This window comes from Streptomyces sp. NPDC102514 (assembly GCF_055584525.1).
Map to the genome: position 1 here is coordinate 18,125 of NZ_JBVJLW010000031.1, position 24,535 is coordinate 42,659.

The window sequence follows — 24,535 nt, forward strand, 5'->3', positions numbered from 1 at the left end:
CAGTTTTCCCCCTCGAAAGAAGCAGTGATCCCCATGGCCAAGCGAATCGACGTCAGCGGCCTCAGCGCCTACTACAGCTCGTTCCGAGCCATCGAGGACATCTCGATGGCCATCGAACCCCGATCGGTGACGGCCTTCATCGGCCCCTCCGGCTGCGGCAAGTCCACCTTCCTGCGCACCCTCAACCGGATGCACGAGGTCACGCCGGGCGGACGCGTCGAGGGCAAGGTCATGCTCGACGACGAGAACCTGTACGGCGCCGGGATCGACCCGGTGTCGGTGCGGCGCGAGGTCGGCATGGTCTTCCAGCGTCCGAACCCCTTCCCCACGATGTCGGTCTTCGACAACGTGGCGGCGGGCCTGCGGCTCAACGGCAGCTACAAGAAGTCCGAGCTGGGCGACATCGTGGAGAAGTCGCTCAAGGGCGCGAACCTCTGGAACGAGGTCAAGGACCGGCTGAACAAGCCGGGGTCCGGGCTTTCCGGCGGTCAGCAGCAGCGGCTGTGCATCGCGCGGGCGATCGCGGTGGAGCCGAAGGTCCTGCTCATGGACGAGCCGTGCTCGGCCCTGGACCCGATCTCGACGCTGGCCATCGAGGACCTGATCGGTGAGCTGAAGGAGCGCTTCACGATCGTCATCGTGACGCACAACATGCAGCAGGCCGCGCGTGTCTCCGACCGGACGGCGTTCTTCAACCTGTCCGCGGTCGGGCAGCCCGGGAAGCTCATCGAGATCGACGACACCGAGCGGATCTTCTCGAACCCGTCCGTGCAGGCGACCGAGGACTACATCTCGGGGCGCTTCGGCTGAGCCGACATCTTCGTCTTCGAGCCGGCGCCTCGCGTACGTCTCCCGGACCCCTCGCGGTGCTGCATGGCGGTGCCACCGCGGGGACCGATAGGGCCCGCTTCCCGGCGCTTGCGCCGGGGGGCGGGCCCGTTGGCTTTTTCTCGCCCCGCCGCCCCTACCAGTTCCCGTCACTGACTCGGGGTGCTCCGCCCCCGAACCCCCGGTCCTCAACCGCCGGACGGGCTGAAACGCTTTCAGCCCGTCCGGCGTTTGAGGACGAGCGCGGAGCGCGACCTGGGGGCGAGGGGCGCAGCCCCATGCGTGGACGGGAGGGCAGGGGCGGCGGGGGCGAGAAAAAAAAGGGGGCTTACAGGAACGCCACGTCCACGAGCCAGAAGCTGGTGGCCGCTACCAGCGCCGCCGCCGGCATGGTGATGAACCAGCCGAGGATGATGTTCTTGGCGACACCCCACCGCACCGCGTTCACCCGCTTCGTCGCCCCCACACCCATGATCGCCGACGTGATGACATGCGTCGTCGAGATCGGCGCGTGGAAGATGAACGCCGTCGTGAACATCAGCGACGCACCCGTGGTCTCCGCCGCGAACCCCTGCGGAGGATCGAGCTCGATGATCTTCCGCCCGAGCGTACGCATGATGCGCCACCCACCGGCGTACGTACCCAGCGACAGCATCACCGCGCACGCGATCTTGACCCAGACGGGAATCGGGTCGCCCGCTTCCTCGACGTCCGAGATGACCAGGGCCATCACCACGATGCCCATCGTCTTCTGGGCGTCCTGGAGGCCGTGGCCCAGCGCCATACCGGCCGCCGACACGGTCTGCGCGATACGGAAACCGCGCTTCGCCTTGTGCGGGTTGGAGCGGCGGAAGAGCCACATGATCGCGCACATCACCAGATAACCGGCGATCAGACCGACGACCGGGGAGATGAACATCGGGATGACGACCTTCTCCAGGACGCCGGACCAGATGACATCGATGCCGCCGGCGAGCGCCGCGCCCACCATGCCGCCGAACAGCGCGTGGGAGGAGGAGGACGGCAGGCCGAAGTACCAGGTGACGAGGTTCCACACGATCGCGCCCACCAGCGCGGCGAACAGGATCCACATGCCCCTGTTGCCGTGCGGTGTCTCGATCAGGCCTTCGCTGACGGTCTTGGCGACCCCGCTGCCCATGAAGGCGCCGGCGAGGTTCATCACGGCGGCCATCGCGAGTGCCGCACGCGGCGTCAGCGCGCGCGTGGACACGGAGGTGGCGATGGCGTTCGCGGAGTCGTGGAAGCCGTTGGTGTAGGTGAATCCGAGCGCGACACCGATGGTCACGATCAAGGCGAAGGTGTCCATGAAGGGGTCAGGACTCCTTGACCGCGATGGTCTCCACCGTGTTGGCCACGTGCTCGAACGCGTCGGCGGCCTCTTCGAGGACGTCCACGATCTGCTTGAGCTTCAGCACTTCGATGGCCTCGTACTTGCCGTTGAAGAGCATCGCCAGCAGCTTGCGGTGGATCTGGTCGGCCTGGTTCTCCAGACGGTTGACCTCGATCCAGTACTCGGTGAGGTTGTCCATCGTGCGCAGGTTCGGCATCGCCTCGGCGGTCAGCTCCGCCGCCCGGGCCAGTACCTCGATCTGCTGCTCGACGCCCTTGGGCAGTTCCTCCACGTTGTAGAGGACGACCAGGTCGACGGCCTCCTCCATGAAGTCCATGATGTCGTCGAGGGACGAGGCGAGGTTGTAGATGTCCTCGCGGTCGAACGGCGTGATGAACGAGGAGTTCAGCTGGTGGAAGATCGCGTGCGTTGCGTCGTCACCGGCGTGTTCCGCGGCCCGCATACGCTCTGCGATCTCGGCTCGGCCGGACGAGTCCGCCCCGAGCAGTTCCATCAGGAGCTTGGAGCCCGTGACGATGTTGTCCGCGGAAGCGGCAAACATGTCGTAGAAGCTCGTCTCCCTGGGGGTCAGACGAAATCGCACGTGGGGTCCTCGGATTGCTTCGGTGTCGGTCAGGCTGATGCTAGGCGCATCATCCGGCCACGGCTAACCGGCCGCCCCCCAGTGTCGCCCATCGGGCACAGTGATCAGCACGGGGTCCCGCGAGGGCATCTGCCAAGGGCCCTATACCCGGCAAAGTTCGTTACGATATACCCGGTAGGGGTATCAGTCAGCAGGAGGACGCGATGACGACCACCGAGGCCGGCGCCACGGCGCCCTCCGGGGAGACCGGTGCGGCGGGAGCCGGCGGCGCGGAGATCGTGACCGACCACGATCGCGGGATCCACGGCTACCACAAGCAGAAGGACGAGCACCTCAAGCGGCTGCGGCGGATCGAGGGGCAGGTGCGGGGGCTGCAGCGGATGGTCGACGAGGACGTCTACTGCATCGACATACTCACGCAGGTCTCCGCCTCCACGAAGGCGTTGCAGTCGTTCGCGCTGCAGCTTCTGGAGGAGCATCTTCGGCACTGTGTCGCTGACGCGGCGGTCAAGGGGGGTGCCGAGATCGATGCGAAGGTGGAGGAGGCGACCAAGGCGATTGCCCGGCTGTTGCGCACGTGAGCCCTGGCCGGGCGGGGGGCCGGAAACGATTGCTGTGGTCCCGCCGGCCGTCAAGACGAAAAGATTGCGCAGTTCCCCGCGCCCCTGAGTGAAGGCGGCCTGCGGTGGTCCTCGCGGCGGTCAAGACGAAAAGATTGCGCCGTTCCCCGCGCCCCTTGGGGGCGAAGGCCTGCGCTGTCCCCGCGCCTCTGAGCGACGATGGGCTGCGGTGGTCCTCGCGGCGGTCAAGGCGAAAAGATTGCGCAGTTCCCCGCGCCCCTGGGTGAAGGCGGCCTGCGGTGGTCCTCGCGGCGGTCAAGACGAAAAGATTGCGCCGTTCCCCGCGCCCCTTGGGGGCGAAGGCCTGCGCTGTCCCCGCGCCTCTGAGCGACGATGGGCTGCGGTGGTCCTCGCGGCGGTCAAGGCGAAAAGATTGCGCAGTTCCCCGCGCCCCCGAGGGCGAAGGCCTGCGCTGTTCCCCGCGCCCCTGGTGGGGGTGCGGGGATTGTTAGTTGGGTGGGGGGTCCTGGTGTTGGTGGGGGAAGCGTTCTTCGGTCACCTTGAGGACCTCGTCGATCTGGTCGGGGCTGAGGCGGTCCTCACGGGCCGCAGAGGCCGCGATGATCAGGTCGCCGCACAGCTCGATCTCGGCCAGGGCCACGTGGTCCTGAACTGCCGTACCGCGCGCCGGAGCCACGTGCATCACCTCTTCCTGCCGTTACCGACTTCCTAGAGTAGGGAGCGGTCCACGGACAGCGCATGGCACCAACGGACCATTTCCGGCCCCGCCCACGACCGTCCCCTCACTCGGCGATCCGTCCGGCGAAGATGTCCTTCGTCTTCGGCAGCCGTACGTCGACCGCGGCCCCGAAGTCGTACAGGAGCGTCGTGGAGGACACCGCCACCGTGTCCTTCTGCTGCCCGTTCACGAAGCTGAACCGGTGGCGGACCTTGCGGATACGCCCCTGGTCGTCGAGGTACACGTCGAAGGGGACCGTCGCCGTGGCGAAGCCTTTCGCCGCCGCCCGCAGTGCCTCCCGGTTGCCCGCCGAGGCGTCGCGCGCGGCCACCGTGAGGTCGGCGGTACCCCGGTAGTGCCGTACGGCCGTGCCCGCCACCGACGTCCTGCCCAGGTACGTCGCCGTGCGCGCCCCCCGCAGCAGTTCCGCGGCGGCGAACGGATCGGTCGCACCGCCCGTGACCAGGTTCCCGTCGGAGAGCGTGGCCGTGTCGACGCGTACCCACTTGTCGGCGGGCACGCCCGCGCCGCGGTTCTTCATGTAGAGCGCGCCCGGTGCGAGCAGCTCGGTGATGGGGCGGTGGCCGTCGGCCCCGGCCGGGTCCTGCGGGAGGAGTACCTTCAGCCGGCCCACCTGGCCCGCGAAGTCGTAGACACCCTCGCCGCGGATGGTCACGCGGGTGCCGCCGGTCGCCATCTCCATGGACGTACGCGCCTTGGACGTACCGGCGCTGACCAGGTGCGCGGCGGCTCCGTGGAGCACCTCGACGGGGTCCTCGGCGGTCCGGGCGTCGTCGGAGGCGGTCCCGCCGCCCGCGCATCCGGTGGCGCAGAGCAGTAGCCCCGTCGCCGCGGCGGCCAGGGCGACCGCCCCGTCCGCTCGTTTTCGCTGCCGCTCCACCATCGCCTGCTACCCCCAGCCGGGACGTCCTTGGGCGGGCCTCGTTGTCGTTCCGCTTAACGACCGGTGAGGGGTGTTGTCACGCGGGCGCCGGGCATGGGGAAGCGTTTACCAAGCATCGGTACGGTGGGGCGCGTGGCGCAGCAGGAAGAGATCACTCCCCTGGAACACCGGACGACGACGGTCGAGCAAGGCCCTTTCTGCCTGGCTCGATGCACCTGCGGCTGGCGAGGCCCGGCAAGAAGAGCCCGGAGCCTGGCCCGCACGGACGCCGAGAACCACACGTCCGACCCCAGCTGAAACCGCCCGCTTTTTAGGGGCGCGGGGAACGGCGCGGCCAGCCACGACGCACCCGCACCCGAACACGCACCGACAGCCGCGCACCCTCACCCCTACCAGCCGCACGCAGCTGCAACACGCAGTGCTACACGCGCCGCAGGACCGCCAGCAGCTCGTCCACCAGCTCCCGGTCCCGTGCCTGCGTGAGCCGCCCCCGCGCCGCCGCCGGCGAAAGCCACAGCACGCGATCCACCTCACGGTTGGGCACGAACGCACCGCCCGTCTCCTCGGCGGCCCAGTAACTGACCTGCTTGGGCCGGTCATTGGCGACGTAGTGGAGGGTCGTCAGGCGCGGACCGGGCGCACACCGGTGCCCGGTCTCCTCCTCGACCTCGCGCAGCGCCGCGGCCAGCGTGTCCTCGCCGGACTTCAGCTTGCCCTTCGGGTGCGACCAGTCGTCGTACTTCGGCCGGTGGACCAGGCAGATCTGCAGTGCGCCGTCGGCCGGTGAGCGGCGCCACAGGACGCAGCCCGCCGCGAGTACGGGGTTTCCGTTCGAGTGCACTGGGCCTCCGATCGCGAGTTGCGGCATCCGTCGGTCACACCGTCACGGAGTGCCGACGGTCTCCCTCATCCAGGCCCGCTGGAACGTGAACCTGGCCGCTTCCACTTCGTGCCGCTGGTCGGCGTGGAGCACCCCGAGCGCGTACGCCGTCGCCGGTGCGATCCGCGGGGTGCGGGCCGCCGAGGCCGCCGCCGCGGCGGCCTCCGCCGCGTCGCGATGCCGGTCCAGGGCCTTGCCCGCGCTCAACAGGCGTACGTCGAGGAGGACTTCGTCGCCGAACAGGACCTCGCGCGCATAGCGGTGCAGGCGCAGCAGGAGGCGTACCTGGTGCCAGGGGGCGTCCTGGGGCTGCGGGGCCGTGTCGGCGGAGAGGCCGTGGACGAGGGCCTCCGAGTTGTAGGGGTGGCCCGCGGTGATCAGGGGCAGTCCGGTGACGGCGTCGCAGAGGCGGTCCTCCGCGGCGGCGGCCAGCGGCTTGAGTCCGGCGGAAGCCGTGTTGGCCGCGCCGGCCGTCGTGGCCGTCGTCGCGGCCGCGGTGAGCGGGACCTCGCTGGCCAGTACGGCGACGTTGTCGGCGACGGCGTGGAAGCGGCTGGAGCCCAGGGCCTGGAGCGCGGCCGAGTGGGCGCGGGTCCGGGCGAGGGTCAGCTGGCGTTCCAGGAGGGCGCCCGCCTTGGCCGCGCCGACGGTCAGCTGGCCCTTCTCCTGCCGTACGTCGGAGGTGGCCTGCGAGGGGAACGCCGCCGATCCGGACAGCCGGTGCAGGGCCGCGAGCAGCCGCTCCTGGCGGGCGCCGTACGCGTGTTCGCGGGCCAGGGTCCCCGAGAGCCAGGCCAGTTCGGGTCGCATGGCCTCCGACCAGCCCTCGTCGAGCAGGGGCCGGAAGGTGTGCAGGGTGCCGCTGATGCGGCGGGCCGAGCGGCGCAGGGCGCGCGCCGCGTCCACGGCCTCCTTCGAGCCGTTGACCGCCGCCGCGCCACCGGTCTCCCGGTGCTGGCGCAGCGCGCGGAGGAACTCCGTGGCCTGGGCCCGGAGGTACGCCGCGAGGGCGTCCCCGGCCACGGGTCCGGCCGTCGGGTCAAGGTGTTGCTGTGCCACGCCGGCGCCTCCGGGCGTCTATGAGCATCTCCTGGACGTTGCGCAGGGGCTGGCCCTCGGCATCGGTCGCGTGCCGGGTCCATTCGCCGTCGGGGCCGAGGTGCCAGGAGGAAGTGGTGTCGGACATGCCGGTCTCGAACAGCCGGTTGAGGGCCGACCGGTGGGCCGGGTCGGTGATTCTCACCAGGGCTTCGATACGCCGGTCGAGGTTGCGGTGCATCATGTCGGCGCTGCCTATCCACACCTCGGGCTCGCCGCCGTTGCCGAAGCCGAACACCCGGGAGTGTTCGAGGAAGCGGCCGAGGACGGACCGTACGCGGATGTTCTCGGACAGGCCCGTGACTCCGGGCCGTACCGCGCAGATTCCGCGGACCCAGACGTCGACCGGCACGCCGGCCTGGGAGGCGCGGTAGAGCGAGTCGATGAGCGCCTCGTCCACCATCGAGTTGACCTTGATGCGGACATGGGCGGGACGTCCGGCACGGTGGTGCTGGACCTCCTTGTTGATGCGCGCTATCAGGCCGTCGCGCAGGGATTTGGGCGCGACGAGCAGACGGCGGTAGGTCTCGCGGCGGGAGTAGCCGGAGAGCCGGTTGAAGAGGTCGGAGAGGTCCGCGCCGACCTGTGGGTCGGCGGTCAGGAGCCCCAGGTCCTCGTACAGGCGGGCGGTCTTGGGGTGGTAGTTGCCCGTGCCGACGTGGCTGTAGCGGCGCAGGGTGTCGCCCTCCTGGCGCACCACGAGCGACAGCTTGCAGTGGGTCTTGAGGCCGACGAGGCCGTAGACCACGTGGCAGCCCGACTCCTCCAGTTTGCGGGCCCACTTGATGTTGGCCTGCTCGTCGAAGCGTGCCTTGATCTCGACGAGGACGAGGACCTGCTTGCCGGACTCGGCGGCGTCGATGAGGGCGTCCACGATGGGGGAGTCGCCCGAGGTGCGGTACAGCGTCTGCTTGATGGCCAGCACGTCCGGGTCCGTCGCCGCCTGCTCCAGGAACGCCTGGACGGAGGTGGAGAACGAGTCGTACGGGTGGTGCAGCAGGACGTCGCGTTCGCGCAGGGCCGCGAAGATGTCGGGCGGGGACGCCGACTCGACCTCGGCGAGGTCGCGGTGGGTGCCCGCGATGAACTTCGGGAACTTCAGCTCGGGCCGGTCCAGGGCGCCGATGCCGAAGAGGCCGGTGAGGTCCAGGGGGCCGGGGAGCGGATAGACCTCCGCCTCGGAGATCTTCAGCTCCCTGACCAGCAGGTCCAGTACGTACCGGTCGATGGACTCCTCGACCTCCAGGCGCACCGGCGGGCCGAAGCGGCGCCGCATGAGTTCCTTCTCCAGGGCTTGGAGGAGGTTCTCGGCGTCGTCCTCCTCGACCTCCAGGTCCTCGTTCCTGGTGAGGCGGAACGTGTGGTGCTCCAGGACCTCCATGCCCGGGAACAGCTCCTCCAGATGGGCCGCGATGACGTCCTCGATGGGGACGAAGCGGTTCGGGGAGGCCTCCAGGAAGCGGGAGAGCAGCGGCGGCACCTTCACGCGCGCGAAGTGGCGGTGCCCGGAGACCGGGTTGCGCACGACGACCGCGAGGTTCAGGGAGAGACCCGAGATGTACGGGAAGGGGTGCGCCGGGTCGACCGCGAGGGGGGTCAGGACCGGGAAGATCTGGTGGCGGAAGAGCGTGAAGAGGCGCGCCTGCTCCTTCTCGGACAGCTCGCTCCAGCGGACGAGGTGGATGCCCTCCTCCGCGAGCTGCGGCGCGACGTCCTCCTGGTAGCAGGCGGCGTGCCGGGCCATGAGCTCGCGCGAGCGGGCCCAGATCATCTCCAGCACCTCGCGGGGCTGCAGGCCCGAGGCCGAGCGGGTGGCCACGCCGGTGGCGATGCGCCGCTTCAGACCGGCCACCCGGACCATGAAGAACTCGTCCAGGTTGCTCGCGAAGATCGCCAGAAATTTCGCCCGTTCGAGGAGGGGCGTGTTCGGGTCCTCGGCGAGTTCGAGGACCCTTTCGTTGAACGCGAGCCAACTGCGCTCCCGGTCGAGGAAGCGGCCCTGCGGGAGCTGGACGCCGTCCTGCACCAGGTCCTCGTACTCGTCGAGGTCGGCGTCGAGGTCGGGCTCCAGGTCGGAGACGTTCGCCGCCACGGTGTGCGGGCGGTGGGCGGCTATGGAACCGACGGACGGCTGCGGGTGCTGGACCTGCGCCTGGGCATTGGGCTGGTTCATGAACCCATTCTTCCGCGCCGGGCCGGAAACAGGCGCGTCGGAGAGAACGGGCGGAAGCGCCGCGAGGAGGTGCGGGCTTCCGTTCCTCCTCTTCTGGGAGGGCTCGCGCTCCGGCGGAGGCGGGGGCTCGGGCGGGCCGGGGTTCATTGCCCGAGGGTCGCAAGCCAGTCTGAATCACTGGTTACGGAGACATGACGTGCGGGATATCGGGGGGAGGCTCCCCGGTATCCCGCACGTCATGGCTGCCCCGCATGTCGACCCGCGCCTTCCAGAGGGGGCCGCGCCCCGTCAGGGGCGCGGGGAACTGCGCGATCAGCCACAGCGGACGGGCACGTACACCCGTACCTCAGGCTGTACGGCGCCGAAGAACCCAGAAGGCAGCCCCCGTGGCAACCGCGGCGACCCCCAGCACGATCGAGGTCTCGACCAGATGCATCGGCCAGTAGTGGGTCCTCGGGGTGGAAGGCGTCCCCGGAGACCTGCCACGCATCCCCGGGCACCCCCGCCCCCGCCGGACCGCCGGCGGCAACCGTCGGCCAAAGATCCTCCCTGTGCGCCTCCAGGTGGTGGTTGACCAGGTACATCACCCCACAGGAGACGGCCACCGCGGGCAGCGACCGCCGCACCACGACCCCGACGAGCGCACCCACCCCCAGCCCGCACAACCCGTACGCCACCAGCGCCGGCCCCCGCGCGGCGAACACGTCGTTGAAGGTCCAGTCGTCGCCCATCAGGTCCCGGTTGGCCGCCCAGGCCCAGCGGAACACGAGGACGAACACGGTTCCGCCGGCCACCAGCAGCAGCGCCGGCACCGCGAGCTTGGCGGCCAGCCAGCGCGTCGGCGAGACGGACTGGGTCCAGGCCAGCTGGGCGGTGCCGGACTCCAGCTCACGCCCCACCAGCGCGCCCCCGGCGAACGCGGCCACGGCGAAGAAGCTGTAGGAGACGAGCGTGGAGGCCCAGCTGATGGACCCGCCGTAGTCCACGGCGGCCTGGACCCGGCAGAGGCCGCCGGTCCGTGCGCACGCGGACATCCGTTCCCGTACGGAGTCCGCGGTGACCTCGACCTCCCAGACCAGCGCGCCGAGGGCGGCCAGCAGGAAGGCGCCCCACACGATCAGCGCGGCGCGGTGCAGCCGCAGCACGGCCCACGGCAGTCCGGCAAGTCCGGTATTCAACGGCGGTCCGGCCTTCATACGGCGGCTCCGGTGGCAGCGGTACGACGGTTGAGCAGGACGAACGCGGCGATGACCGCGAGGGTGGCGACGCCGAGGACGATCCCGGTCTCGACGAGTTGCAGGGGCCAGAAGTGGGACCGCGGGTGAAAGGTGGCCCAGATCTCGTCGAGGCCGTTGTGGGACAGGCAGCTCCGCAGGTCGGCCACGCTGCCGGTGTCGGTGCAGGCCATGTTGTTCCCGATGCGGACGCCCTCGTCGGTGATCACGCCCCGGTCGAGTTGCAGGGCCCCGTCCGGCAGGTTCAGCGCCTTGAGGCCGGTGACGGTGACCGTGGGCCACATGCTCGGCCGGTACTGGTCGCCCAGATGGGTGATGGCGAACATGACGGCGAAGGCGACGCCCAGGGCGGGCAGCGTACGGCCGAGGACCAGGCCCGCGAGTACGCCGACGGCCAGGCCGCAGAGGGCGTACGCGAGGGTGACGGTGCCGTTGGAGCGGAAGCCGTACGTGTCGAACCATTCCGTCCAGAGCAGCTCGTCGCCGCCGTTCCACATCAGGCGGTGCAGCGGGACGAGCAGGGCCGCGCCGGCGGTGACGAACAGTGCCGGGACGGCGAGTTTCGCGGCGAGCCAGCGGGCCGGGGAGACGGACTGGGTCCAGGCGAGGTGTGCGGTGCCGTTCTCCAGCTCGCGGCCGATGAGGGCCGCGCCCGCCCAGGCGGCGATCAGGAGCGGGAGGCAGGAGACGACGAGGGTGGTGAGGGCGACGACCGTGCTGTAGTGGCTCAGCCAGGGGCCGTCGGGGAAGTGGCAGGCCTCGATGTCGGCTCGGCACTGTTCCCGGACGTCCGCGGCGGCCGTCTCGTAGCCCGGGCCGTACGCCCACAGCATCGCTGCCGCGAGGCCCAGCACCAGCGGCAGCCAGCACCACAGGGCCGCCCGGTGCAGCCGCAGGACGGACCGGACGAGCCCGAGGCCGGGCCGGGGGGCGGGGGCCGAACGCGTGGAGGTGAGGAGAGTCGTCACGGGCGCACGTTCTCCTCGTCTGCCTCGTCTGCCTCGTCTGCCTCGTCTGCCTCGTGTGCTTCGTCCGGCGCGTAGGGCTCATCGGTCTCGTCGGTGAACAGGTCCGGGGCCTCGGGGTTGCGCAGGTGGGCCAGGAGCAGCTCCTCCAGGGAGGGCGCGGCGGTCTCCCAGCCGTCGGTCGGCGGGCTGCCAGGGCTGGCAGGGCTGGCAGGGCTTGCAGGGCCGCCCGGCCGCCGGATCAGCGCGGTGAGCTGGCGGCCCGTGCCGTGCGACTCGACGACGGTGTGGCCCGAGAGGTCGCGCGCCGGGCCGGTGAGCAGGGTGTGCGCGGCGAGCAGCCGCTCGGGGTCGCCGCCGAGCCTGATGCGGCCGCCGCCCATCAGCAGCAGGTGGTCGCAGACGCCCTCCAGTTCGGCGACGACGTGCGAGGACATCACGATGGTCGTGCCGTGTTCGGCGGCCTCACCCAGCAGTGCCCCGAGCAGTTCGCGCCGGGCCAGCGGATCGAGATCGGCCATCGGCTCGTCCAGCAGCATCAGTTCGGGCCGTTTCCCGAAGGCCAGGGCGAGGGCGACGCGGGTGCGCTGACCACCGGAGAGCGAGCGGATCCTGTCGCCGGGGTGCAGGGCACCTTCCCGGACCACATCCGGGCCCTGGCCGGGCGCGGCCTGCCCGTTGCTGTTGCTGGCGCTGGCGCCATTGCCGTGCCCATGCCCATGCCCATGCCCGTACGCGATGCGTTCCGCGGCCGTCCGGTCCCAGCGGGCGCGGTTCAGTTCGGCGCCCAGACGCAGGGTGGCGGCGACCGTGAGCTGGGGCGGCAGCGGCTTGGCCTGGGCGACGTACGCGAGGCGCTCACGGGCCCGGGCGGGACTGGTGCCGAAGATCTTCACCGTGCCCTCGGTGGGACGTATCAGGCCCGCGGCGAGCGCGAGGAGGGTCGACTTGCCCGTGCCGTTGGGCCCGACCAGGGCGCAGATCCGGCCCGCGGGCAGGCGGAAGGAACAGTCCCGTAGTACAGGACCCCGCCTGCGCCGGTACTGCTTGCCCAGCCCGACCGCTTCCAGCGCGGTTCCTTCGTCGTCCCTGTTCATCGCTCCCCTTCAGGGCACTTCTCGTCCAGTACGGAGGTGAAGAGCGCGCTGATGTCCTCGCGCTCCAGACCTTCCTTGCGTGCCTCGTCCAGCCAGGCCGTGAGCTTCGAGCGCAGGGCGGTGTGGTCGGCGGGTGCGGAGCCCAGGGAGCGCCGCACGAAGGTGCCGAGGCCGCGTCTGGCCTCGACCAGGCCCTCGCGTTCCAGCTCGCGGTAGGCCTTGAGGACGGTGTTCGGATTGATCGCGGTGGCCTCCACGACCTCGCGGGCCGTGGGGAGCTTGTCGCCGGGTTCGAGGACGCCCAGGCGCAGTGCCTGTTTCGTCTGCTGGACGATCTGCACGTATGTGGCGACACCACTGCGCCGGTCGATGCGGTACTCGACCACGCGACAACCACCCTTTCACTAATTGAGTAGTGAAAGGGTGGTGCAAGCCCGGGTGCGTGTCAAGGTGAATCCGCTTGAATCCGCTGCTCCGGAAACTTTTCGCGCCTGCGTGAACCGATCGGAGGGGCTCGTGCGATGAGGGGGCGTGAGGGAAACGAGAAGCGACGGGGAGCTGCTGCGGGCCATCGCGGCGGACGGTGACCGGCGCGCCTTCGAAGAGCTGTACCGGCGGTACGCGCCATGGCTCGGAGCGAGGCTGCGAGGCCGCTGTTCCGACGCGGGCACGGTCGACGACGTCGTGCAGGAGACGTTCCTCGCGGTGTGGCGCGGCAGTGCCCGCTACCGCGAGGAGGGCGACGTGGCCGGCTGGCTGTGGCGCATCGGCTCGCGGCGGCTCATCGACGCCCTGCGGGGCGACGGCGCCCGGGGCCGGATGCGGCAGGCGCTCGCGCGGCTGCGGCACCGCGAGGAGGCGTCCGCGGAGGAGCGCGTGCTCGCGGGGGTGGAGCACGGGGACCTCGCGGGCGCCCTGGTCCGGCTGTCGCCGGAACTGCGGTCGGTCCTGCAGGCCACGGTCATAGACGGGCTGACCACCCGGGAGGCGGCCGTCCTGCTCGGCATCCCGCCGGGGACGGTCAAGACACGGGCGCTTCGGGCCCGCAAGCAGCTGCGGGAGGAGTTGGCATGAGTGACACGAACGAGGTCCGCGATCCGAGCGGCATGACCTGGCACGTCGCGGAGGACGACCTCCGGGCGTATGTACGGGGCGAGCTGGCGTCGCCGATGCTCTGGTCGGCCGACACCCACCTGATGGCCTGCGCACGCTGCCGGACGGTGCTCGCCGAGGTGAGCGACCCGGTCCCGCTGGACGAGGGATGGGAGCGGCTCGACGCCGAGCTGGACGTGCCGCGACCGGGGTTCCTGGAGTCGCTGCTCGTGCGGTTCGGGGTGGCCGACCACACCGCGCGACTGCTGGCCGCGACGCCGGTGCTGCGCCGGTCGTGGCTGGTCGCGGTCGTCGCCGTGCTGGCCATCACGGTGATCGCGACCAACTCCGGCCGTACGTCGGAGGGCCCGGCGATGTTTCTCGCCCTCGCCCCGCTGCTGCCCCTCGCCGGGGTCGCGCTGTCGTACGGGCCGGTGCTCGACCCGACGTACGAGATGACCGTGGTGTCGCCGATGCACGGGTTCCGGCTGCTGCTGATCCGCACCGTTCCGGTGCTGGCCGCCGCGCTCGTCCTGAACGGCCTCGCGTCGCTCGCGCTTCCCTCGTACGGACTGCGGGCCATGGCCTGGCTGCTGCCCGCACTTGCGCTCACCTCGACCGGGCTCGCGCTGACACCCAGGCTGGGGCCGGTCCTCGCGCCGAGCCTGGTCGGCGGGGCGTGGGTCGCCGTGCTGCTGATCGCACGACAGGCGACCGCCGAGGGGACCCTCGCGCTCTACACGGTGGCCGGGCAGGGCATCGCGGCCGCGGTCGCCGTGCTCGCCGCCGGGTTCTTCTACCTCCGCCGCGACCGTTTCGACTCGGCCTCCGCGCACACACCGTTCGCGGGCTTCCAGGGCGGGGGTACGGCGTGATGTCGGTTGCCTGGCGCAGGCGGTTCAAGCTGGTCGGCGCCGCACTGCTGTGGACGGCTTCGGTCCTCCTCATGGTCCTCCTCGGGGTGCTCCGTTTCGCCGCCGAGGTCCTCGCGGCCTTCGCCTCCAGCAAGCGGGGTTCGTTCTCCTCTTCTTCCTCTTCTTCCTCCGACGGGGGCGACGGGTGAGGGCCTTCGCCCCCGCTCCGGCCCGGTGCCGTGTCCCGGCCGCCGTCGTCTCCGCCCGCTGTCTTCGCTCTTCCACCGGATCCACTGGAGTCACGCATGTCTGACCTTGCTTCGGTACCGACGGTGTCCGCCGCCGGGCTCACCCTCCGCTACGGGGGAACGGCCGCCCTCGACGACGTGTCGGTGCGGCTCGGCGAGGGTGTCACCGGGCTGCTCGGGCCCAACGGGGCGGGGAAGACCACCCTGTTGCGGGTCCTGGCCACCGCCGTGCCCCCGGACAAGGGAACGTTCTCGGTGCTCGGCAACGACCCGGCCACGGCGGCCGGACGGCAGGAGGTGCGGCGCGCACTGGGCTATCTGCCGCAGGCACCCGGTTTCCACCCGGACTTCACGGCCTTCGAGTTCGTCGACTACGTGGCGATCCTGAAGGAGCTGACGGACCGCACCGCCCGGCACCGCGAGGTGCGGCGGGTCCTGGACGCCGTCGCGCTGTCCGACGTACGGAGCAAGCGGATCAAGAAGCTCTCCGGCGGGATGCGCCAGCGGGTCGCGCTGGCCGCCGCCCTCGTGGGTGATCCCGGTTTCCTGGTCCTCGACGAGCCGACCGTCGGTCTCGACCCCGAACAGCGCATGCGGTTCAGGGAGTTGATCGCCCGGGCGGGGGAGGGGCGGACCGTGCTGCTGTCCACCCACCAGACCGAGGACGTCGCGATGCTCTGCCACCGGGTGATCGTCATGGTCCGTGGCCGGGTCCGATTCGTAGGCAGCCCGGCCGAGCTGACCGCACGGGCGGCGGGCCGGGTGTGGAGCAGTACCGAACGGGACCCGGGCGCATGGGCGGGCTGGCGCACCGGCACAGGCTCCTTCCGCAACGTCGGCGAGCCCCCGGAGGGCGCCGAACTCGTCGAACCGACCCTGGAGGACGGCTACTTGCTCACCCTCGACGGAGAGTCCTCGGAGGTGGCGGCGGCATGAGCACCGTAGTGGAGACACCCGCACGGGCCGCCGTGCCGACGGACCGGCCACGCCCCTGGGCAGCCGTGTTCGCCCTCGCCCGCTTCGAGGCGCGCGAGCTGCGTCTGGTCCTCGCCGTCCTCGCCCTCGCGGTCCTGTACGCGGCCTGGATCGTCTGGCAGACCACGCAGCGCCAGGGTGACTTCCCGATACTCCAGGACGTCGACCGCGACACGCAGACCATGCCGATGCTGATCGGGCTGGTCGTCATGCTCAACGTCAACCGTGCGGTCCAGCGTTCCCGCCGGCGTGACACGGACCGCCACTTCGACGTACTGGTCGTCGAGCCCTGGCGGCGCACGGCCGCCCATGTGCTGTCCGTCGTCCCTGCGGCGCTGTTCACCGCGGTGTGCGTCGCCGTCCAGTTCACCTGGGCCGCGCTCAAGCCCGGTGCGGCCGGGCACGGTTCGCCCGCCGAACTCGCCGTCGGCCCGCTGACGGTCCTGCTGTTCGGTGTGTTGGGCGTGCTCTTCGCCCGCCTGTTCCGTTCCGTGTTCGCGGCGCCGATATTCCTCGTCCTCCTGCTCTTCGTACAGGTCTTCGTGGCGCCCCCCGCCGGGAGCGACTGGACGAGCTGGCTGGGCGTGGTCGTCACCGAGAGCGGCTCCAACCCGCTCCCCTCCGACCTGTTGAGCCGCCCCGCCGGCTGGCACGCCCTGTACCTCGTCGGGCTCGTCCTGGTCGTGGCCCTCGCCGCGGTGCTGGTCAGCGGCGGGCGCACGACGGTCGTCAAGGCGGCCGTCGCGGGATCGCTCGCCCTCACGCTGGTGGGCGCGGTCGGCCAGTCCGGCGGCACCCCGACCGGTTCGACACCGGCCCGCGAACGGGCGTCGGTCACCCCGGAGAAGATCCGTACGTGCATCGAGCACGGGAAGTCCTCCTACTGCGCCTTCCCCGAGTGGACGGGCCGCACCGCCGACTGGGCCGCCGTGGTCGACCGCGTCCAGAACCTCGCGGGCGGCAGGGCCGGCGGTGAGCGCCTGACCGTGGACCAGCGCATCGACGCCCGCTACGGACTGGAGGCTGACACCCTGCTCTCCCCATCCACCGAGCCCGGCCACGTGACCGTCGGCACGGACTGGGGCGGCAACCGCGTCCCCGAGTTCGCCGTCGCCACCGCGTCCGTGCTGGTGGCGGGCGACGAGAAGGCGGGCACCGAGGTCTGCGACGCCCGCGTGGTGACGGTCATGTGGCTGGCGCTGGGCGGCGAGTCCGACCCGATGTCCGCGCTGCGCAACGTCCGCCTCGACGACAGCGACTCGGGCTCCGCCATCGTCCTGTCGCCCACCGAATCCCTCAGCATGAGCGCCGAACAGACGCGCATCGTCGTGGAGTTGCTCAAGAAGCCGCGTTACGACGTCGCCGGCAAGGTGAAGGCGAAGTGGACGGAGCTCACCTCGCCCAGGACGTCGATGGCGCGGGTGGCGGAACTGCTGGGCGTGTCGGCCGCGGGCAAGGCGACGGACGGTGACGCATGCGAGGAGTGACGGCCATGACGCGCGCTCTTCTCCCGCCCGTGTGGCGAGCGCTGCCCCGGCGGGCGCTCGTGGCCGCCGCGGCCACGGGGCTGCTGCTGGCAGGCATCCCGCGTATGCAGTCGGGCACGCCCGACCCGTATGTCGGGCTCTACGCGCTGCGGGCCGCCGCGCTCGTCCTCGCCCTCGGCCTCGCGTTCCTGCTGGACGACCCGGCCCGGCACATCACCTCGGCGGTGCCGGCCCGGCGCCCGGTGCGGGTCGCTCTGCGGGTGGCGCTCGTCGCCCCGGGGGCCGCGCTCTGCTGGACGGCGGCGCTGCTCCTCGTCCCGGCGGAGGCCCGCCCGCCGGTCGGCGCCCTCACCCTGGAGGCGGCCGCCACCGCGGTACTGGCCCTCGCCGCGGCGGCCCTGTCCCTGCGCCGCACCCAGGCCACCGAGCCGGGAGCGACGATAGCGACCTGGCTCCTCGCCACCGCGGCCACCGCGTTCCTCCTGCTGCCGACCAACTGGACCCTCTTCGTGACCCCGGACGACCCCCACTGGTCGGCCAGCCACGACCGCTGGGCGCTGCTGCTGACGGTGGCGGCACTGGCGGGAGCGAGGGCGTCCGCGGAGCCAATACGGGCAAGGCTGAGGCTGCGCCCCTTTTAGCCGGAACCCACAAGGGGCCGCCCTTCAGAGCCGCCCTCCAGGGGCGCCCCTGGAGGGCGCCCTATAGGGGCGCGGGGAACGGCGCGACAAGCCCCCACCGGACCCGCAGCCGAAAACGAACCCCGAGACCCCGCCCCGCCCCCGTCCGGCCAGGACCCCGTCAGGACTCAGTCCGATACATGAGATCCGTCTCGTGCACAACGAACCCGAGCCGCTCATAAACAGCCACCGCGGCCAAGTTGTCCGCATCGACGTACAACATGGCACTCGGCACCCCGACATCCGCCAGATGCCGGAGGCCGACCGCGGTGAGGGCCTTCCCCAGCCCACCCCCCTGCGCATCGGGCCGCACCCCGACCACGTACACCTCGCCGAGCCCCTCGGCCTCGTGGACCTTCGTCCAGTGGAACCCGACCAGTTCGTCGCCGCGGAAGGCGAGGAAGAACCCGGCCGGATCGAACCACGGCTCGGCCTTGCGCGCGTCGAGGTCCCGCTGCCCGAGCGAGCCCTGCTCGGGATGGTGCGCGAAGGCGGCGGAGTTCGCGGCGAGCCAGGCCGCGTCGTCCTCGCCGGGCACGAACGCACGCACCCGCACTCCGTCGGGGAACGTCGGCTCGGGTAGGTCGAGGCCGGTCAGGGGCCGCCGCATCTGACGCAGTTCGCGGAAGAGGGCGAGACCGAGGACCTGGGCGAGATGACGGGCCGCCGAATGCCCGCCGTGGGCCCACACCCGCAGCCGCTTGCCGGACTCGGCGAGCAGCGCGTTGCCCAGCGCCCGGCCGTGCCCGTGACCGCGGTGCGCCGGGTGGACGACCAGCTCGGCGGCCGGTGCCTCGACGGGATCGGTGTCCTCCAGTTGCGCGTACCCGACGAGCACGCCCTCGGAGCTCAGCAGCAGATGGCGGATTCCGTCCCGTGCGGCTCCGCGCAGGTGCAGCCGGCCCTGCTCGGAGACCGCCTGCTGTCCGTCGTTCCGGGCCGCCTCCGCCAGGAGTGCCAGCACGGCCTCGGTCCGCTCGGGGCTCAGCGCGGTGAGGACGTCGATGGAGCGGGCCGTGGGAGTACCGCCCTGGCCGAGCGAGGCCGAGAGCTTGCGGGCAGCCGGTGCGGTGTCGTCGCTGGTCATGGGTACGAGGGTACGGCGTGTCCGGTTCATGGCGAAGTGGCCCGCCAAGGGGCATCCGGAGGAGTGCGCGGCCAGTACGCGGCAGACGCGCGGCAGGTGCGTGGCCGGTGCGCGACCTGTCCGGTTCGTGGTGAAACACCCCTCGTGGCAACCAGTCCGTAACCCCGAACCCCCTGTCGCGCTACGCGCGTTGACTCTAGGCTGCGCCGGGACGAGGCCCACATATCAGCCGACCCACAGGGGGGCACATGTCAGCCACACCTCAGCCGTTCCGCCGCAGACGCCGCACCACTCGCCTCCTCGCGGGCGTCGCGGGTGTCGCCACCGTCGGCGCGCTGGTCGCGGCGCTTCCCACGTCCGCGTCCGCATCTGCGTCTGCGGGCGAGTCGGCGAAGAAGCACAGCCACCAGAGCCCGTCCCGCTACCAGGACGTGCAGCTGCTGTCCTTCAACGACCTGCACGGCAACCTGGAGCCGCCGTCGGGCTCCTCGGGCCGGGTCACCGAGAACCAGCCGGACGGCACCACCAAGACGATCGACTCGGGCGGTGTCGAGTACCTGGCGACGCATCTGCGCCAGGCCCGCCAGGGCAACAAGTACTCGGTCACCGCGGCGGGCGGTGACATGGTCGGCGCCTCGCCGCTGATCTCCGGGCTCTTCCACGACGAGCCCACCATCGAGGCGCTGAACAAGCTCGACCTCGACGTGACGAGCGTCGGCAACCACGAGTTCGACGAGGGCGCCAAGGAACTGGGCCGCCTGCAGAACGGCGGCTGCCACCCCACGGACGGTTGTTACGTGGCGGGCAAGAAGTTCAAGGGCGCCGACTTCCCGTACCTCGCCGCGAACGTCCTCGACGAGAAGACCAAAAAGCCGATCCTCAAGCCCTACTGGGTGTGGAAGAAGAACGGTGTGAAGGTCGGCTTCATCGGCGTCACCCTGGAGGACACCCCCGGTGTCGTCTCCGCGGAGGGCGTGAAGGGCCTCAAGTTCAAGGACGAGGTCGAGACGATCAACAAGTACGCCAAGGAGCTGGAGAAGCAGGGCGTCAAGTCGGTCGTCGCGCTGATCCACGAGGGCGGGCTCCCGGCCTCGGCGTCCTACAACTACGACTGCGACTCGCCCGGTGGCGGCGACGGTATATCCGGCCCCATCGTGGACATCGCGAAGAACGTCACCTCGAAGGTCGACGCGCTGGTCACCGGCCACACCCATGCCGCGTACGCGTGCACGATCGACGACCCGTCGGGCAAGCCGCGCACGGTCACCTCGGCGGCGTCCTTCGGGCGGCTCTACACCGACACGACGCTGACGTACGACCGCCGGACCGGTGACATCGCCCGGACCGCCGTCGCCTCCGCGAACCACGTGGTGACGCGCGACGTGGCCAAGGCCCCGGACATGACCGACCTGATCACCAGGTGGAACACCCTGGCGGCACCGATCGGCAACAAGCCCATCGGTTACATCTCCGGTGACATCACCAACGTCGGCACCGAGTCCCCGATCGGCGACCTGATCGCCGACGCGCAGCTCGCGTACGGCAAGGAGCTGGACGCCGAGACCGACCTCGCGCTGATGAACCCGGGCGGTATCCGGGCGCCCCTCACCTACGCGGCCAAGGGCACCGAGGGCGACGGCGTGGTGACCTACGCCGAGGGCTTCACCGTCCAGCCGTTCGCCAACACGGTGAACCTGCAGAGCTTCACCGGCGCTCAGCTCGTGCAGGTGCTGAAGGAGCAGGTCAGCGGTACGAACGCGGCCTCGCCGAAGGTGCTGCAGATCTCGTCGGGCCTCACCTACACGCTGGACCTGACGAAGAGCGGCGCCGACCGTGTCGTCACCGACTCGATTCTGCTGAACGGTGCCGCGATCGACCCGGCCGCCACCTACCGCGTCGCGACGAACAGCTTCCTCGCGGGCGGCGGCGACGGCTTCACCACGCTGGGCCTCGGCACCGACGACCTGGTGGGCGACGACGACCTCGCGGCCCTGGAGAAGTACCTGCTGGCCAACTCCTCGGCGACGAACCCGATCGCGCCGCCCGCGGCGAACCGGATCACCGTCGTCAAGTAGTTGAGCCGTTCAGCCGTTCAGCGGTCCGTCGGTTCGTGAGGAAGATCGCATACCGACGGTACGAGTTGCGGGTGGGGTTGGTACGCATGGTCGAATCAGGCGATGCGTACCCCCCACCCCGCAGCGGCGCATCCCCCTCCGCGTCCCCCGCCCAACCCGTACGACGAGCTCGCCGCCCTCGACGACGGCCCTCCCGATGACGGGGCCCTCGACGACGGACCCCTCGACGACGGACCCCTCGATCACCTCCTCCACGACGAGGAAACCGAGTGGGCACCCCCCAACCACCGCCGCAAGGGCCGTCGCCGTAGCCGTGGCCGAACTTCTCTCGCCGCGTTGCCCTTCGCCGCGAAGGCCGTCATCGCGGTCCTCGTCCTTGCCGCCTTCCTCGCCCTGGGTGACCGCTGGGCACTGCTGTACGCGGAGCGCACGGCGGCCGAGAAGGTCCGGGACCAGCTCGACCTGCGGGCCACACCCGAGGTGGAGATCGACGGCTTCCCCTTCGTCACCCAGGTCCTCGACCGGCGGCTCGACTCCGTGTCGGTCACCGTCCCGGACGTGGCGGCGGACCGGATCTCCCTGGCGAAGGTCTCGGCGAAGGCCACCGGCGTCCGGCTCGACGGCGGCCCGACCTCGCTGCGCGGCGCGCGCATCCCCTCGCTCGACGGCGAGGTGCTGCTCTCGTTCGACGACCTGAACCGTGAACTGGGCGCGTCACAGGTCACGTTCACCGGTCATGGCGGCGACGAGGTACGGGCGCGCGGCACGCTGCCCGTCGCCGGGCACGATCTGCGGCTGCGGGCCGACGCGCGGATCCGGCGGGACGGCGAGCGCGGCATCTCCACCGAGGTCGGCGGTATGCGGCTGGACATCGGCGACCTGGCGACCTTCCGCCCCGGCACCCGTGAGTCCGAGGGCCTGCATCTGACGCGTAAGTCCGCGGACCGCCTCGCGAAGGAGAAGCGCAGGGCGAAGGAGCTGCTGTCCGTGCCGGCGATCGCCGGGCGGTTCGGTGTGCCGGACAGCGCGGTGCGGGCGGCGCTGCGCGACGACAACGACTTCGCCCGGTTCACCGGGTCCCCGAAGTTCGTGCGCGGGCTCATGAAGGTCAACCTCGTCGATCTCGCCGTGGACCACCCCGAGATCATCGAGCGGCTCGGCTTCGACCCGGCGCTCCTGGACGGCCTCTCCCGCCTCACGCGTCCGGCCCTCGTCGACCGCCTCTCCATCGGCTTCCGGCTCCCGAAGCCGCCCCAGGGCGAGCTGCGGCTGCGGGACGTACGCGTCCACAAGGACGGGATCAGCGTGCGCGTGACGGGCCAGGACCTCGCGGTAGGCGCCTCGGCGGACAGAGCCCCGGCCGGTAAATAAATTCCGGGTGAGCGGCGTAATAAATTCTGTGTGAACAGGGATCTGGTTCCCGACTCCGTCTGAAAACCGTCTCAGCCGCAATTCATCGAGGTCTCAGCGGATATGGCGATTTCCTTCTCGGCGCTCCCGTAGTGTTTTCCATGTCGAAGCCGAACAGGGCTTACGGCAAAGAGAATCCAAGGAAAGAGGAAATCCCATGAGCTTCCACAAGGTCACCCCGGTCCGCAAGTCCCGCAAGTCCGCCCCGGCCGCCAAGAAGCAGGCCGCGAAGCCCGCGCCGAAGCGTGCCGCCAAGCAGCAGCAGCGCCGCCGCCCGGTCGGCAACAAGTAGGCGACGCCACGAGGCGGGGTCCCCGGATTCGATCCGGGGACCCCGCCTCGGCCATTTCCCGCACCCGGGGAATGGGATATAAAACGGCAGGACACGGGCACGGAAAGGGAATTGAACGCCATGCGGGAAGTACGGGAGGCATTCGCGCGTTTCTGGCCGCTGACGCGCGGCGACCGCCGATGGCTGCTGCTGATCATCGCCTGCGTGATCGTGTCCGCGCTGGCGGAGACGGCGTCGATCCTGCTCTTCGCGGAACTCACCGACCACGCGCTGCAGGCCGGTTCGCTCAGCGCCTTCTGGGGCCCGGCCGGTGCCTGGCTGGCAGTGGCCGTGCTCGGCGCGGTCGTCGGCTATCTCGGCAACTCCCTCGCGATCCGCACGGCCGAGAGATTCGTCCTGCGGCTGCGCGCGGGCGTCTTCCGCCATGTCCAGGACCTGCCCCCGCACTTCTTCCAGCGGTACCGCCGCGGCGACCTCGTGGAACGGCTCACGGGTGACGTCGAGGCCATCGAGCAGATGGTGGTCTCGGGCGCGGTCGGAGCGGTCTCGGCCGCCTTCTCGGCGGTCTTCTACTCCGCCGCCGCGCTCTGGCTCCGCTGGGACCTCGCCCTGGTCACCTTCCTCCTCGCGCCCCTCTTCCTCCTCGCGGCCCGCCGCTTCGCCGGCCGCATCCAGAAAGCCGCCAAGGACGAGCGGACCGCCGACGGCGCGATCACCTCGGTCGTCGAGGAGTCCCTCGGCACCATCGTGCTCACGCAGGCGTACAACCGGCGCGGCGCGGAGGAGCAGCGGCTCGACCGCGAGGCGCGCGCCTGGCTGCGGGCCAGCGTGCGCGGGGCCCGCGCGAGCGAGATGTACGAGCAGTTCGTCGAGGTCGTCGAGACGCTCTGCGTGCTCACGGTGATCGGGCTCGGCGCCTGGGAGATCGCCCAGGGCCGCATGTCCCTGGGCCAACTGCTCGCCTTCGCCGCGTTCCTCGGCTACCTCTACCCGCCGGTCCGCGACCTCGGCCAGCTCGGCCTGACCCTGACCGCCGCGACCGCCGGAGCGCAGCGGCTCCAGGAGATCCTGGACACCGAGCCCGCCGTCACCGACCCGGCCGCCCCGGTCGGACGGTGGCCCGTCCAGGGCCGGCTCTCCTTCCACCACACCTCCTTCCGCTACCCGGGCGCGGAGCGCGACAGCCTGCACGAGGTGTCGTTCACCGCGCAGCCCGGCGAGTTCGTGCTGGTCACCGGCCCGAGCGGGGCGGGCAAGTCCACCCTCACCAAACTCCTGACCCGGTTCTACGACCCCTCCGCGGGGGTGATCTGCCTGGACGGCGTCCCGCTCACGGACGTCACCCTGGAGTTCCTGCGCGAGAACGTGGCCCTGCTGCCCCAGGAGACCCTGGTCCTGCACGGCACGATCCGCGAGAACATCGCCTGCGGCCGACCGGGCGCGACGGACGAGGCCGTGGAGCAGGCCGCACGGGACGCGGACGCCCACGAGTTCGTCCGCTCCCTGCCCGACGGGTACGAGACGCTGATCACGCCCGGCACGGCCGCGCTGTCCGGCGGGCAGCTCCAGCGGGTGGCCATCGCCCGCGCGATGCTCCGGGCCGCCCCCGTCCTCGTACTCGACGAACCGACCACCGGACTCGACGCGCTCGCCGCGCGCCGGGTCGTCCAGCCGCTGCGGCGCCTGGTGTCCGGCCGGACGACCGTGATGATCACCCACGATCTGACGCTCGCCCCGGACGCCGACCGGATTCTCGTCGTGGACGGCGGACGGCTGGTGGAGCAGGGCACGCACGAGGAACTGCTCGCGTACGGGGGCACGTACGCGCAACTGGCGGGCCCGCTCCCGACGGAGTTCCCGACGGAGACGACCATGCCGCTGCTCCAGCCGAGCCCGTAGAG

25 protein-coding genes are annotated in these 24,535 nt (G+C 70.9%); 13 read left to right on the forward strand and 12 right to left on the reverse strand.

Annotated elements, in window-relative coordinates; translation table 11 throughout:
- The first annotated feature begins 33 nt into the window (after window positions 1-33).
- Window positions 34-810: a phosphate ABC transporter ATP-binding protein PstB gene (gene pstB, locus ACZ60E_RS43015; RefSeq protein WP_107015222.1), complete on the forward strand. Its 777-nt coding sequence runs from the start codon at window positions 34-36 to the stop codon at window positions 808-810.
- Window positions 811-1,156: 346 nt separating this feature from the next.
- Here the strand turns inward: pstB and ACZ60E_RS43020 are convergent, their stop codons facing one another.
- Window positions 1,157-2,155 carry an inorganic phosphate transporter gene (locus ACZ60E_RS43020; RefSeq protein WP_107015223.1) on the reverse strand — a complete coding sequence of 333 codons (999 nt, stop codon included), beginning with the start codon at window positions 2,153-2,155 and terminating at the stop codon, window positions 1,157-1,159.
- Between the two features lie 7 nt (window positions 2,156-2,162).
- A complete protein-coding gene (locus tag ACZ60E_RS43025) occupies window positions 2,163-2,783 on the reverse strand; it encodes a DUF47 domain-containing protein (protein WP_107015224.1) in 621 nt (206 codons plus the stop codon).
- Window positions 2,784-2,986: 203 nt separating this feature from the next.
- On the opposite strand from ACZ60E_RS43025, the gene ACZ60E_RS43030 reads away from it, so the two are divergent.
- A complete protein-coding gene (locus tag ACZ60E_RS43030; protein ID WP_384813635.1) occupies window positions 2,987-3,364 on the forward strand; it encodes a metal-sensitive transcriptional regulator in 378 nt (125 codons plus the stop codon).
- 487 nt (window positions 3,365-3,851) lie between these two features.
- Here the strand turns inward: ACZ60E_RS43030 and ACZ60E_RS43035 are convergent, their stop codons facing one another.
- On the reverse strand, window positions 3,852-4,046 hold the full coding sequence (locus tag ACZ60E_RS43035; protein WP_384813632.1) for a hypothetical protein: 195 nt from the start codon (window positions 4,044-4,046) through the stop codon (window positions 3,852-3,854).
- Between the two features lie 100 nt (window positions 4,047-4,146).
- The gene (locus tag ACZ60E_RS43040) at window positions 4,147-4,983 is read right to left on the reverse strand and encodes an SCO4651 family lipoprotein (protein WP_469447813.1); all 837 of its coding nucleotides are present in this window, start codon (window positions 4,981-4,983) and stop codon (window positions 4,147-4,149) included.
- Window positions 4,984-5,079: 96 nt separating this feature from the next.
- Here ACZ60E_RS43040 and ACZ60E_RS43045 point away from each other — a divergent pair, with 96 nt between their 5' ends.
- A complete protein-coding gene (locus ACZ60E_RS43045) occupies window positions 5,080-5,283 on the forward strand; it encodes a hypothetical protein (RefSeq protein ID WP_469447761.1) in 204 nt (67 codons plus the stop codon).
- 124 nt (window positions 5,284-5,407) lie between these two features.
- On the opposite strand, the gene ACZ60E_RS43050 is transcribed toward ACZ60E_RS43045, so the two are convergent.
- From ACZ60E_RS43050 to ACZ60E_RS43080, 7 genes are all read right to left on the reverse strand, one after another.
- A complete protein-coding gene (locus ACZ60E_RS43050; protein ID WP_384813623.1) occupies window positions 5,408-5,854 on the reverse strand; it encodes an NUDIX hydrolase in 447 nt (148 codons plus the stop codon).
- Window positions 5,855-5,869: 15 nt separating this feature from the next.
- The gene (locus ACZ60E_RS43055) at window positions 5,870-6,925 is read right to left on the reverse strand and encodes a CHAD domain-containing protein (protein WP_469447763.1); all 1,056 of its coding nucleotides are present in this window, start codon (window positions 6,923-6,925) and stop codon (window positions 5,870-5,872) included.
- Window positions 6,906-9,137 carry an RNA degradosome polyphosphate kinase gene (locus tag ACZ60E_RS43060; RefSeq protein WP_469447765.1) on the reverse strand — a complete coding sequence of 744 codons (2,232 nt, stop codon included), beginning with the start codon at window positions 9,135-9,137 and terminating at the stop codon, window positions 6,906-6,908. The genes ACZ60E_RS43055 and ACZ60E_RS43060 overlap by 20 nt, the downstream gene beginning before the upstream one ends.
- 236 nt (window positions 9,138-9,373) lie before the next feature.
- A complete protein-coding gene (locus ACZ60E_RS43065; RefSeq protein ID WP_469447767.1) occupies window positions 9,374-10,333 on the reverse strand; it encodes a hypothetical protein in 960 nt (319 codons plus the stop codon).
- Complete coding sequence (locus ACZ60E_RS43070; RefSeq protein ID WP_469447769.1) at window positions 10,330-11,340, reverse strand: hypothetical protein; 1,011 nt, start codon at window positions 11,338-11,340, stop codon at window positions 10,330-10,332. Before ACZ60E_RS43070 ends, ACZ60E_RS43065 begins: the two co-directional genes overlap by 4 nt.
- The gene (locus tag ACZ60E_RS43075; protein WP_469447770.1) at window positions 11,337-12,434 is read right to left on the reverse strand and encodes an ABC transporter ATP-binding protein; all 1,098 of its coding nucleotides are present in this window, start codon (window positions 12,432-12,434) and stop codon (window positions 11,337-11,339) included. Before ACZ60E_RS43075 ends, ACZ60E_RS43070 begins: the two co-directional genes overlap by 4 nt.
- Entirely contained in the window at window positions 12,431-12,820 is a 390-nt protein-coding gene (locus ACZ60E_RS43080; RefSeq protein ID WP_189771613.1) for a GntR family transcriptional regulator, read from the reverse strand. The genes ACZ60E_RS43075 and ACZ60E_RS43080 overlap by 4 nt, the downstream gene beginning before the upstream one ends.
- A gap of 145 nt (window positions 12,821-12,965) precedes the next feature.
- Here ACZ60E_RS43080 and ACZ60E_RS43085 point away from each other — a divergent pair, with 145 nt between their 5' ends.
- From ACZ60E_RS43085 to ACZ60E_RS43110, 6 genes are all read left to right on the forward strand, one after another.
- Window positions 12,966-13,508, forward strand: a complete 543-nt coding sequence (locus tag ACZ60E_RS43085; RefSeq protein WP_469447772.1) for an RNA polymerase sigma factor — start codon at window positions 12,966-12,968, stop codon at window positions 13,506-13,508.
- A gap of 32 nt (window positions 13,509-13,540) precedes the next feature.
- The gene (locus ACZ60E_RS43090) at window positions 13,541-14,401 is read left to right on the forward strand and encodes a zf-HC2 domain-containing protein (protein WP_469447815.1); all 861 of its coding nucleotides are present in this window, start codon (window positions 13,541-13,543) and stop codon (window positions 14,399-14,401) included.
- Complete coding sequence (locus ACZ60E_RS43095) at window positions 14,401-14,589, forward strand: hypothetical protein (protein WP_469447773.1); 189 nt, start codon at window positions 14,401-14,403, stop codon at window positions 14,587-14,589. Before ACZ60E_RS43090 ends, ACZ60E_RS43095 begins: the two co-directional genes overlap by 1 nt.
- Window positions 14,590-14,685: 96 nt before the next feature.
- The gene (locus ACZ60E_RS43100; protein ID WP_469447774.1) at window positions 14,686-15,564 is read left to right on the forward strand and encodes an ABC transporter ATP-binding protein; all 879 of its coding nucleotides are present in this window, start codon (window positions 14,686-14,688) and stop codon (window positions 15,562-15,564) included.
- Window positions 15,561-17,090: an ABC transporter permease gene (locus tag ACZ60E_RS43105; protein ID WP_469447776.1), complete on the forward strand. Its 1,530-nt coding sequence runs from the start codon at window positions 15,561-15,563 to the stop codon at window positions 17,088-17,090. The genes ACZ60E_RS43100 and ACZ60E_RS43105 overlap by 4 nt, the downstream gene beginning before the upstream one ends.
- A gap of 5 nt (window positions 17,091-17,095) precedes the next feature.
- Window positions 17,096-17,731, forward strand: a complete 636-nt coding sequence (locus ACZ60E_RS43110) for an ABC transporter (RefSeq protein ID WP_469447777.1) — start codon at window positions 17,096-17,098, stop codon at window positions 17,729-17,731.
- A gap of 160 nt (window positions 17,732-17,891) precedes the next feature.
- Here the strand turns inward: ACZ60E_RS43110 and mshD are convergent, their stop codons facing one another.
- Window positions 17,892-18,857, reverse strand: a complete 966-nt coding sequence (gene mshD, locus ACZ60E_RS43115; protein WP_469447779.1) for a mycothiol synthase — start codon at window positions 18,855-18,857, stop codon at window positions 17,892-17,894.
- Between the two features lie 248 nt (window positions 18,858-19,105).
- Here mshD and ACZ60E_RS43120 point away from each other — a divergent pair, with 248 nt between their 5' ends.
- The 4 genes from ACZ60E_RS43120 (at window position 19,106) to ACZ60E_RS43135 (ending at window position 24,533) form a co-directional block, all read left to right on the forward strand.
- The gene (locus tag ACZ60E_RS43120; RefSeq protein WP_469447781.1) at window positions 19,106-20,932 is read left to right on the forward strand and encodes a bifunctional metallophosphatase/5'-nucleotidase; all 1,827 of its coding nucleotides are present in this window, start codon (window positions 19,106-19,108) and stop codon (window positions 20,930-20,932) included.
- 102 nt (window positions 20,933-21,034) lie between these two features.
- The gene (locus ACZ60E_RS43125; protein ID WP_469447783.1) at window positions 21,035-22,303 is read left to right on the forward strand and encodes an LmeA family phospholipid-binding protein; all 1,269 of its coding nucleotides are present in this window, start codon (window positions 21,035-21,037) and stop codon (window positions 22,301-22,303) included.
- A 196-nt stretch (window positions 22,304-22,499) separates the two neighbouring features.
- Window positions 22,500-22,634 carry a hypothetical protein gene (locus tag ACZ60E_RS43130; protein WP_282108143.1) on the forward strand — a complete coding sequence of 45 codons (135 nt, stop codon included), beginning with the start codon at window positions 22,500-22,502 and terminating at the stop codon, window positions 22,632-22,634.
- Window positions 22,635-22,754: 120 nt separating this feature from the next.
- Window positions 22,755-24,533, forward strand: a complete 1,779-nt coding sequence (locus ACZ60E_RS43135; protein WP_469447786.1) for an ABC transporter ATP-binding protein — start codon at window positions 22,755-22,757, stop codon at window positions 24,531-24,533.
- Window positions 24,534-24,535: the final 2 nt, after the last annotated feature.

What these genes read in the sequence shown, in the direction of transcription:
- pstB (WP_107015222.1), top strand. Translation starts at nt 34, where the DNA reads ATGGCCAAGCGAATCGACGTCAGCGGCCTCAGCGCCTACTACAGCTCG.
- ACZ60E_RS43020 (WP_107015223.1), bottom strand. Translation starts at nt 2,155, where the DNA reads ATGGACACCTTCGCCTTGATCGTGACCATCGGTGTCGCGCTCGGATTC.
- ACZ60E_RS43030 (WP_384813635.1), top strand. Translation starts at nt 2,987, where the DNA reads ATGACGACCACCGAGGCCGGCGCCACGGCGCCCTCCGGGGAGACCGGT.
- ACZ60E_RS43035 (WP_384813632.1), bottom strand. Translation starts at nt 4,046, where the DNA reads ATGCACGTGGCTCCGGCGCGCGGTACGGCAGTTCAGGACCACGTGGCC.
- ACZ60E_RS43045 (WP_469447761.1), top strand. Translation starts at nt 5,080, where the DNA reads ATGGGGAAGCGTTTACCAAGCATCGGTACGGTGGGGCGCGTGGCGCAG.
- ACZ60E_RS43050 (WP_384813623.1), bottom strand. Translation starts at nt 5,854, where the DNA reads ATGCCGCAACTCGCGATCGGAGGCCCAGTGCACTCGAACGGAAACCCC.
- ACZ60E_RS43060 (WP_469447765.1), bottom strand. Translation starts at nt 9,137, where the DNA reads ATGAACCAGCCCAATGCCCAGGCGCAGGTCCAGCACCCGCAGCCGTCC.
- ACZ60E_RS43065 (WP_469447767.1), bottom strand. Translation starts at nt 10,333, where the DNA reads ATGAAGGCCGGACCGCCGTTGAATACCGGACTTGCCGGACTGCCGTGG.
- ACZ60E_RS43075 (WP_469447770.1), bottom strand. Translation starts at nt 12,434, where the DNA reads ATGAACAGGGACGACGAAGGAACCGCGCTGGAAGCGGTCGGGCTGGGC.
- ACZ60E_RS43090 (WP_469447815.1), top strand. Translation starts at nt 13,541, where the DNA reads ATGACCTGGCACGTCGCGGAGGACGACCTCCGGGCGTATGTACGGGGC.
- ACZ60E_RS43095 (WP_469447773.1), top strand. Translation starts at nt 14,401, where the DNA reads ATGTCGGTTGCCTGGCGCAGGCGGTTCAAGCTGGTCGGCGCCGCACTG.
- ACZ60E_RS43100 (WP_469447774.1), top strand. Translation starts at nt 14,686, where the DNA reads ATGTCTGACCTTGCTTCGGTACCGACGGTGTCCGCCGCCGGGCTCACC.
- ACZ60E_RS43105 (WP_469447776.1), top strand. Translation starts at nt 15,561, where the DNA reads ATGAGCACCGTAGTGGAGACACCCGCACGGGCCGCCGTGCCGACGGAC.
- ACZ60E_RS43110 (WP_469447777.1), top strand. Translation starts at nt 17,096, where the DNA reads ATGACGCGCGCTCTTCTCCCGCCCGTGTGGCGAGCGCTGCCCCGGCGG.
- mshD (WP_469447779.1), bottom strand. Translation starts at nt 18,857, where the DNA reads ATGACCAGCGACGACACCGCACCGGCTGCCCGCAAGCTCTCGGCCTCG.
- ACZ60E_RS43120 (WP_469447781.1), top strand. Translation starts at nt 19,106, where the DNA reads ATGTCAGCCACACCTCAGCCGTTCCGCCGCAGACGCCGCACCACTCGC.
- ACZ60E_RS43125 (WP_469447783.1), top strand. Translation starts at nt 21,035, where the DNA reads ATGCGTACCCCCCACCCCGCAGCGGCGCATCCCCCTCCGCGTCCCCCG.
- ACZ60E_RS43130 (WP_282108143.1), top strand. Translation starts at nt 22,500, where the DNA reads ATGAGCTTCCACAAGGTCACCCCGGTCCGCAAGTCCCGCAAGTCCGCC.
- ACZ60E_RS43135 (WP_469447786.1), top strand. Translation starts at nt 22,755, where the DNA reads ATGCGGGAAGTACGGGAGGCATTCGCGCGTTTCTGGCCGCTGACGCGC.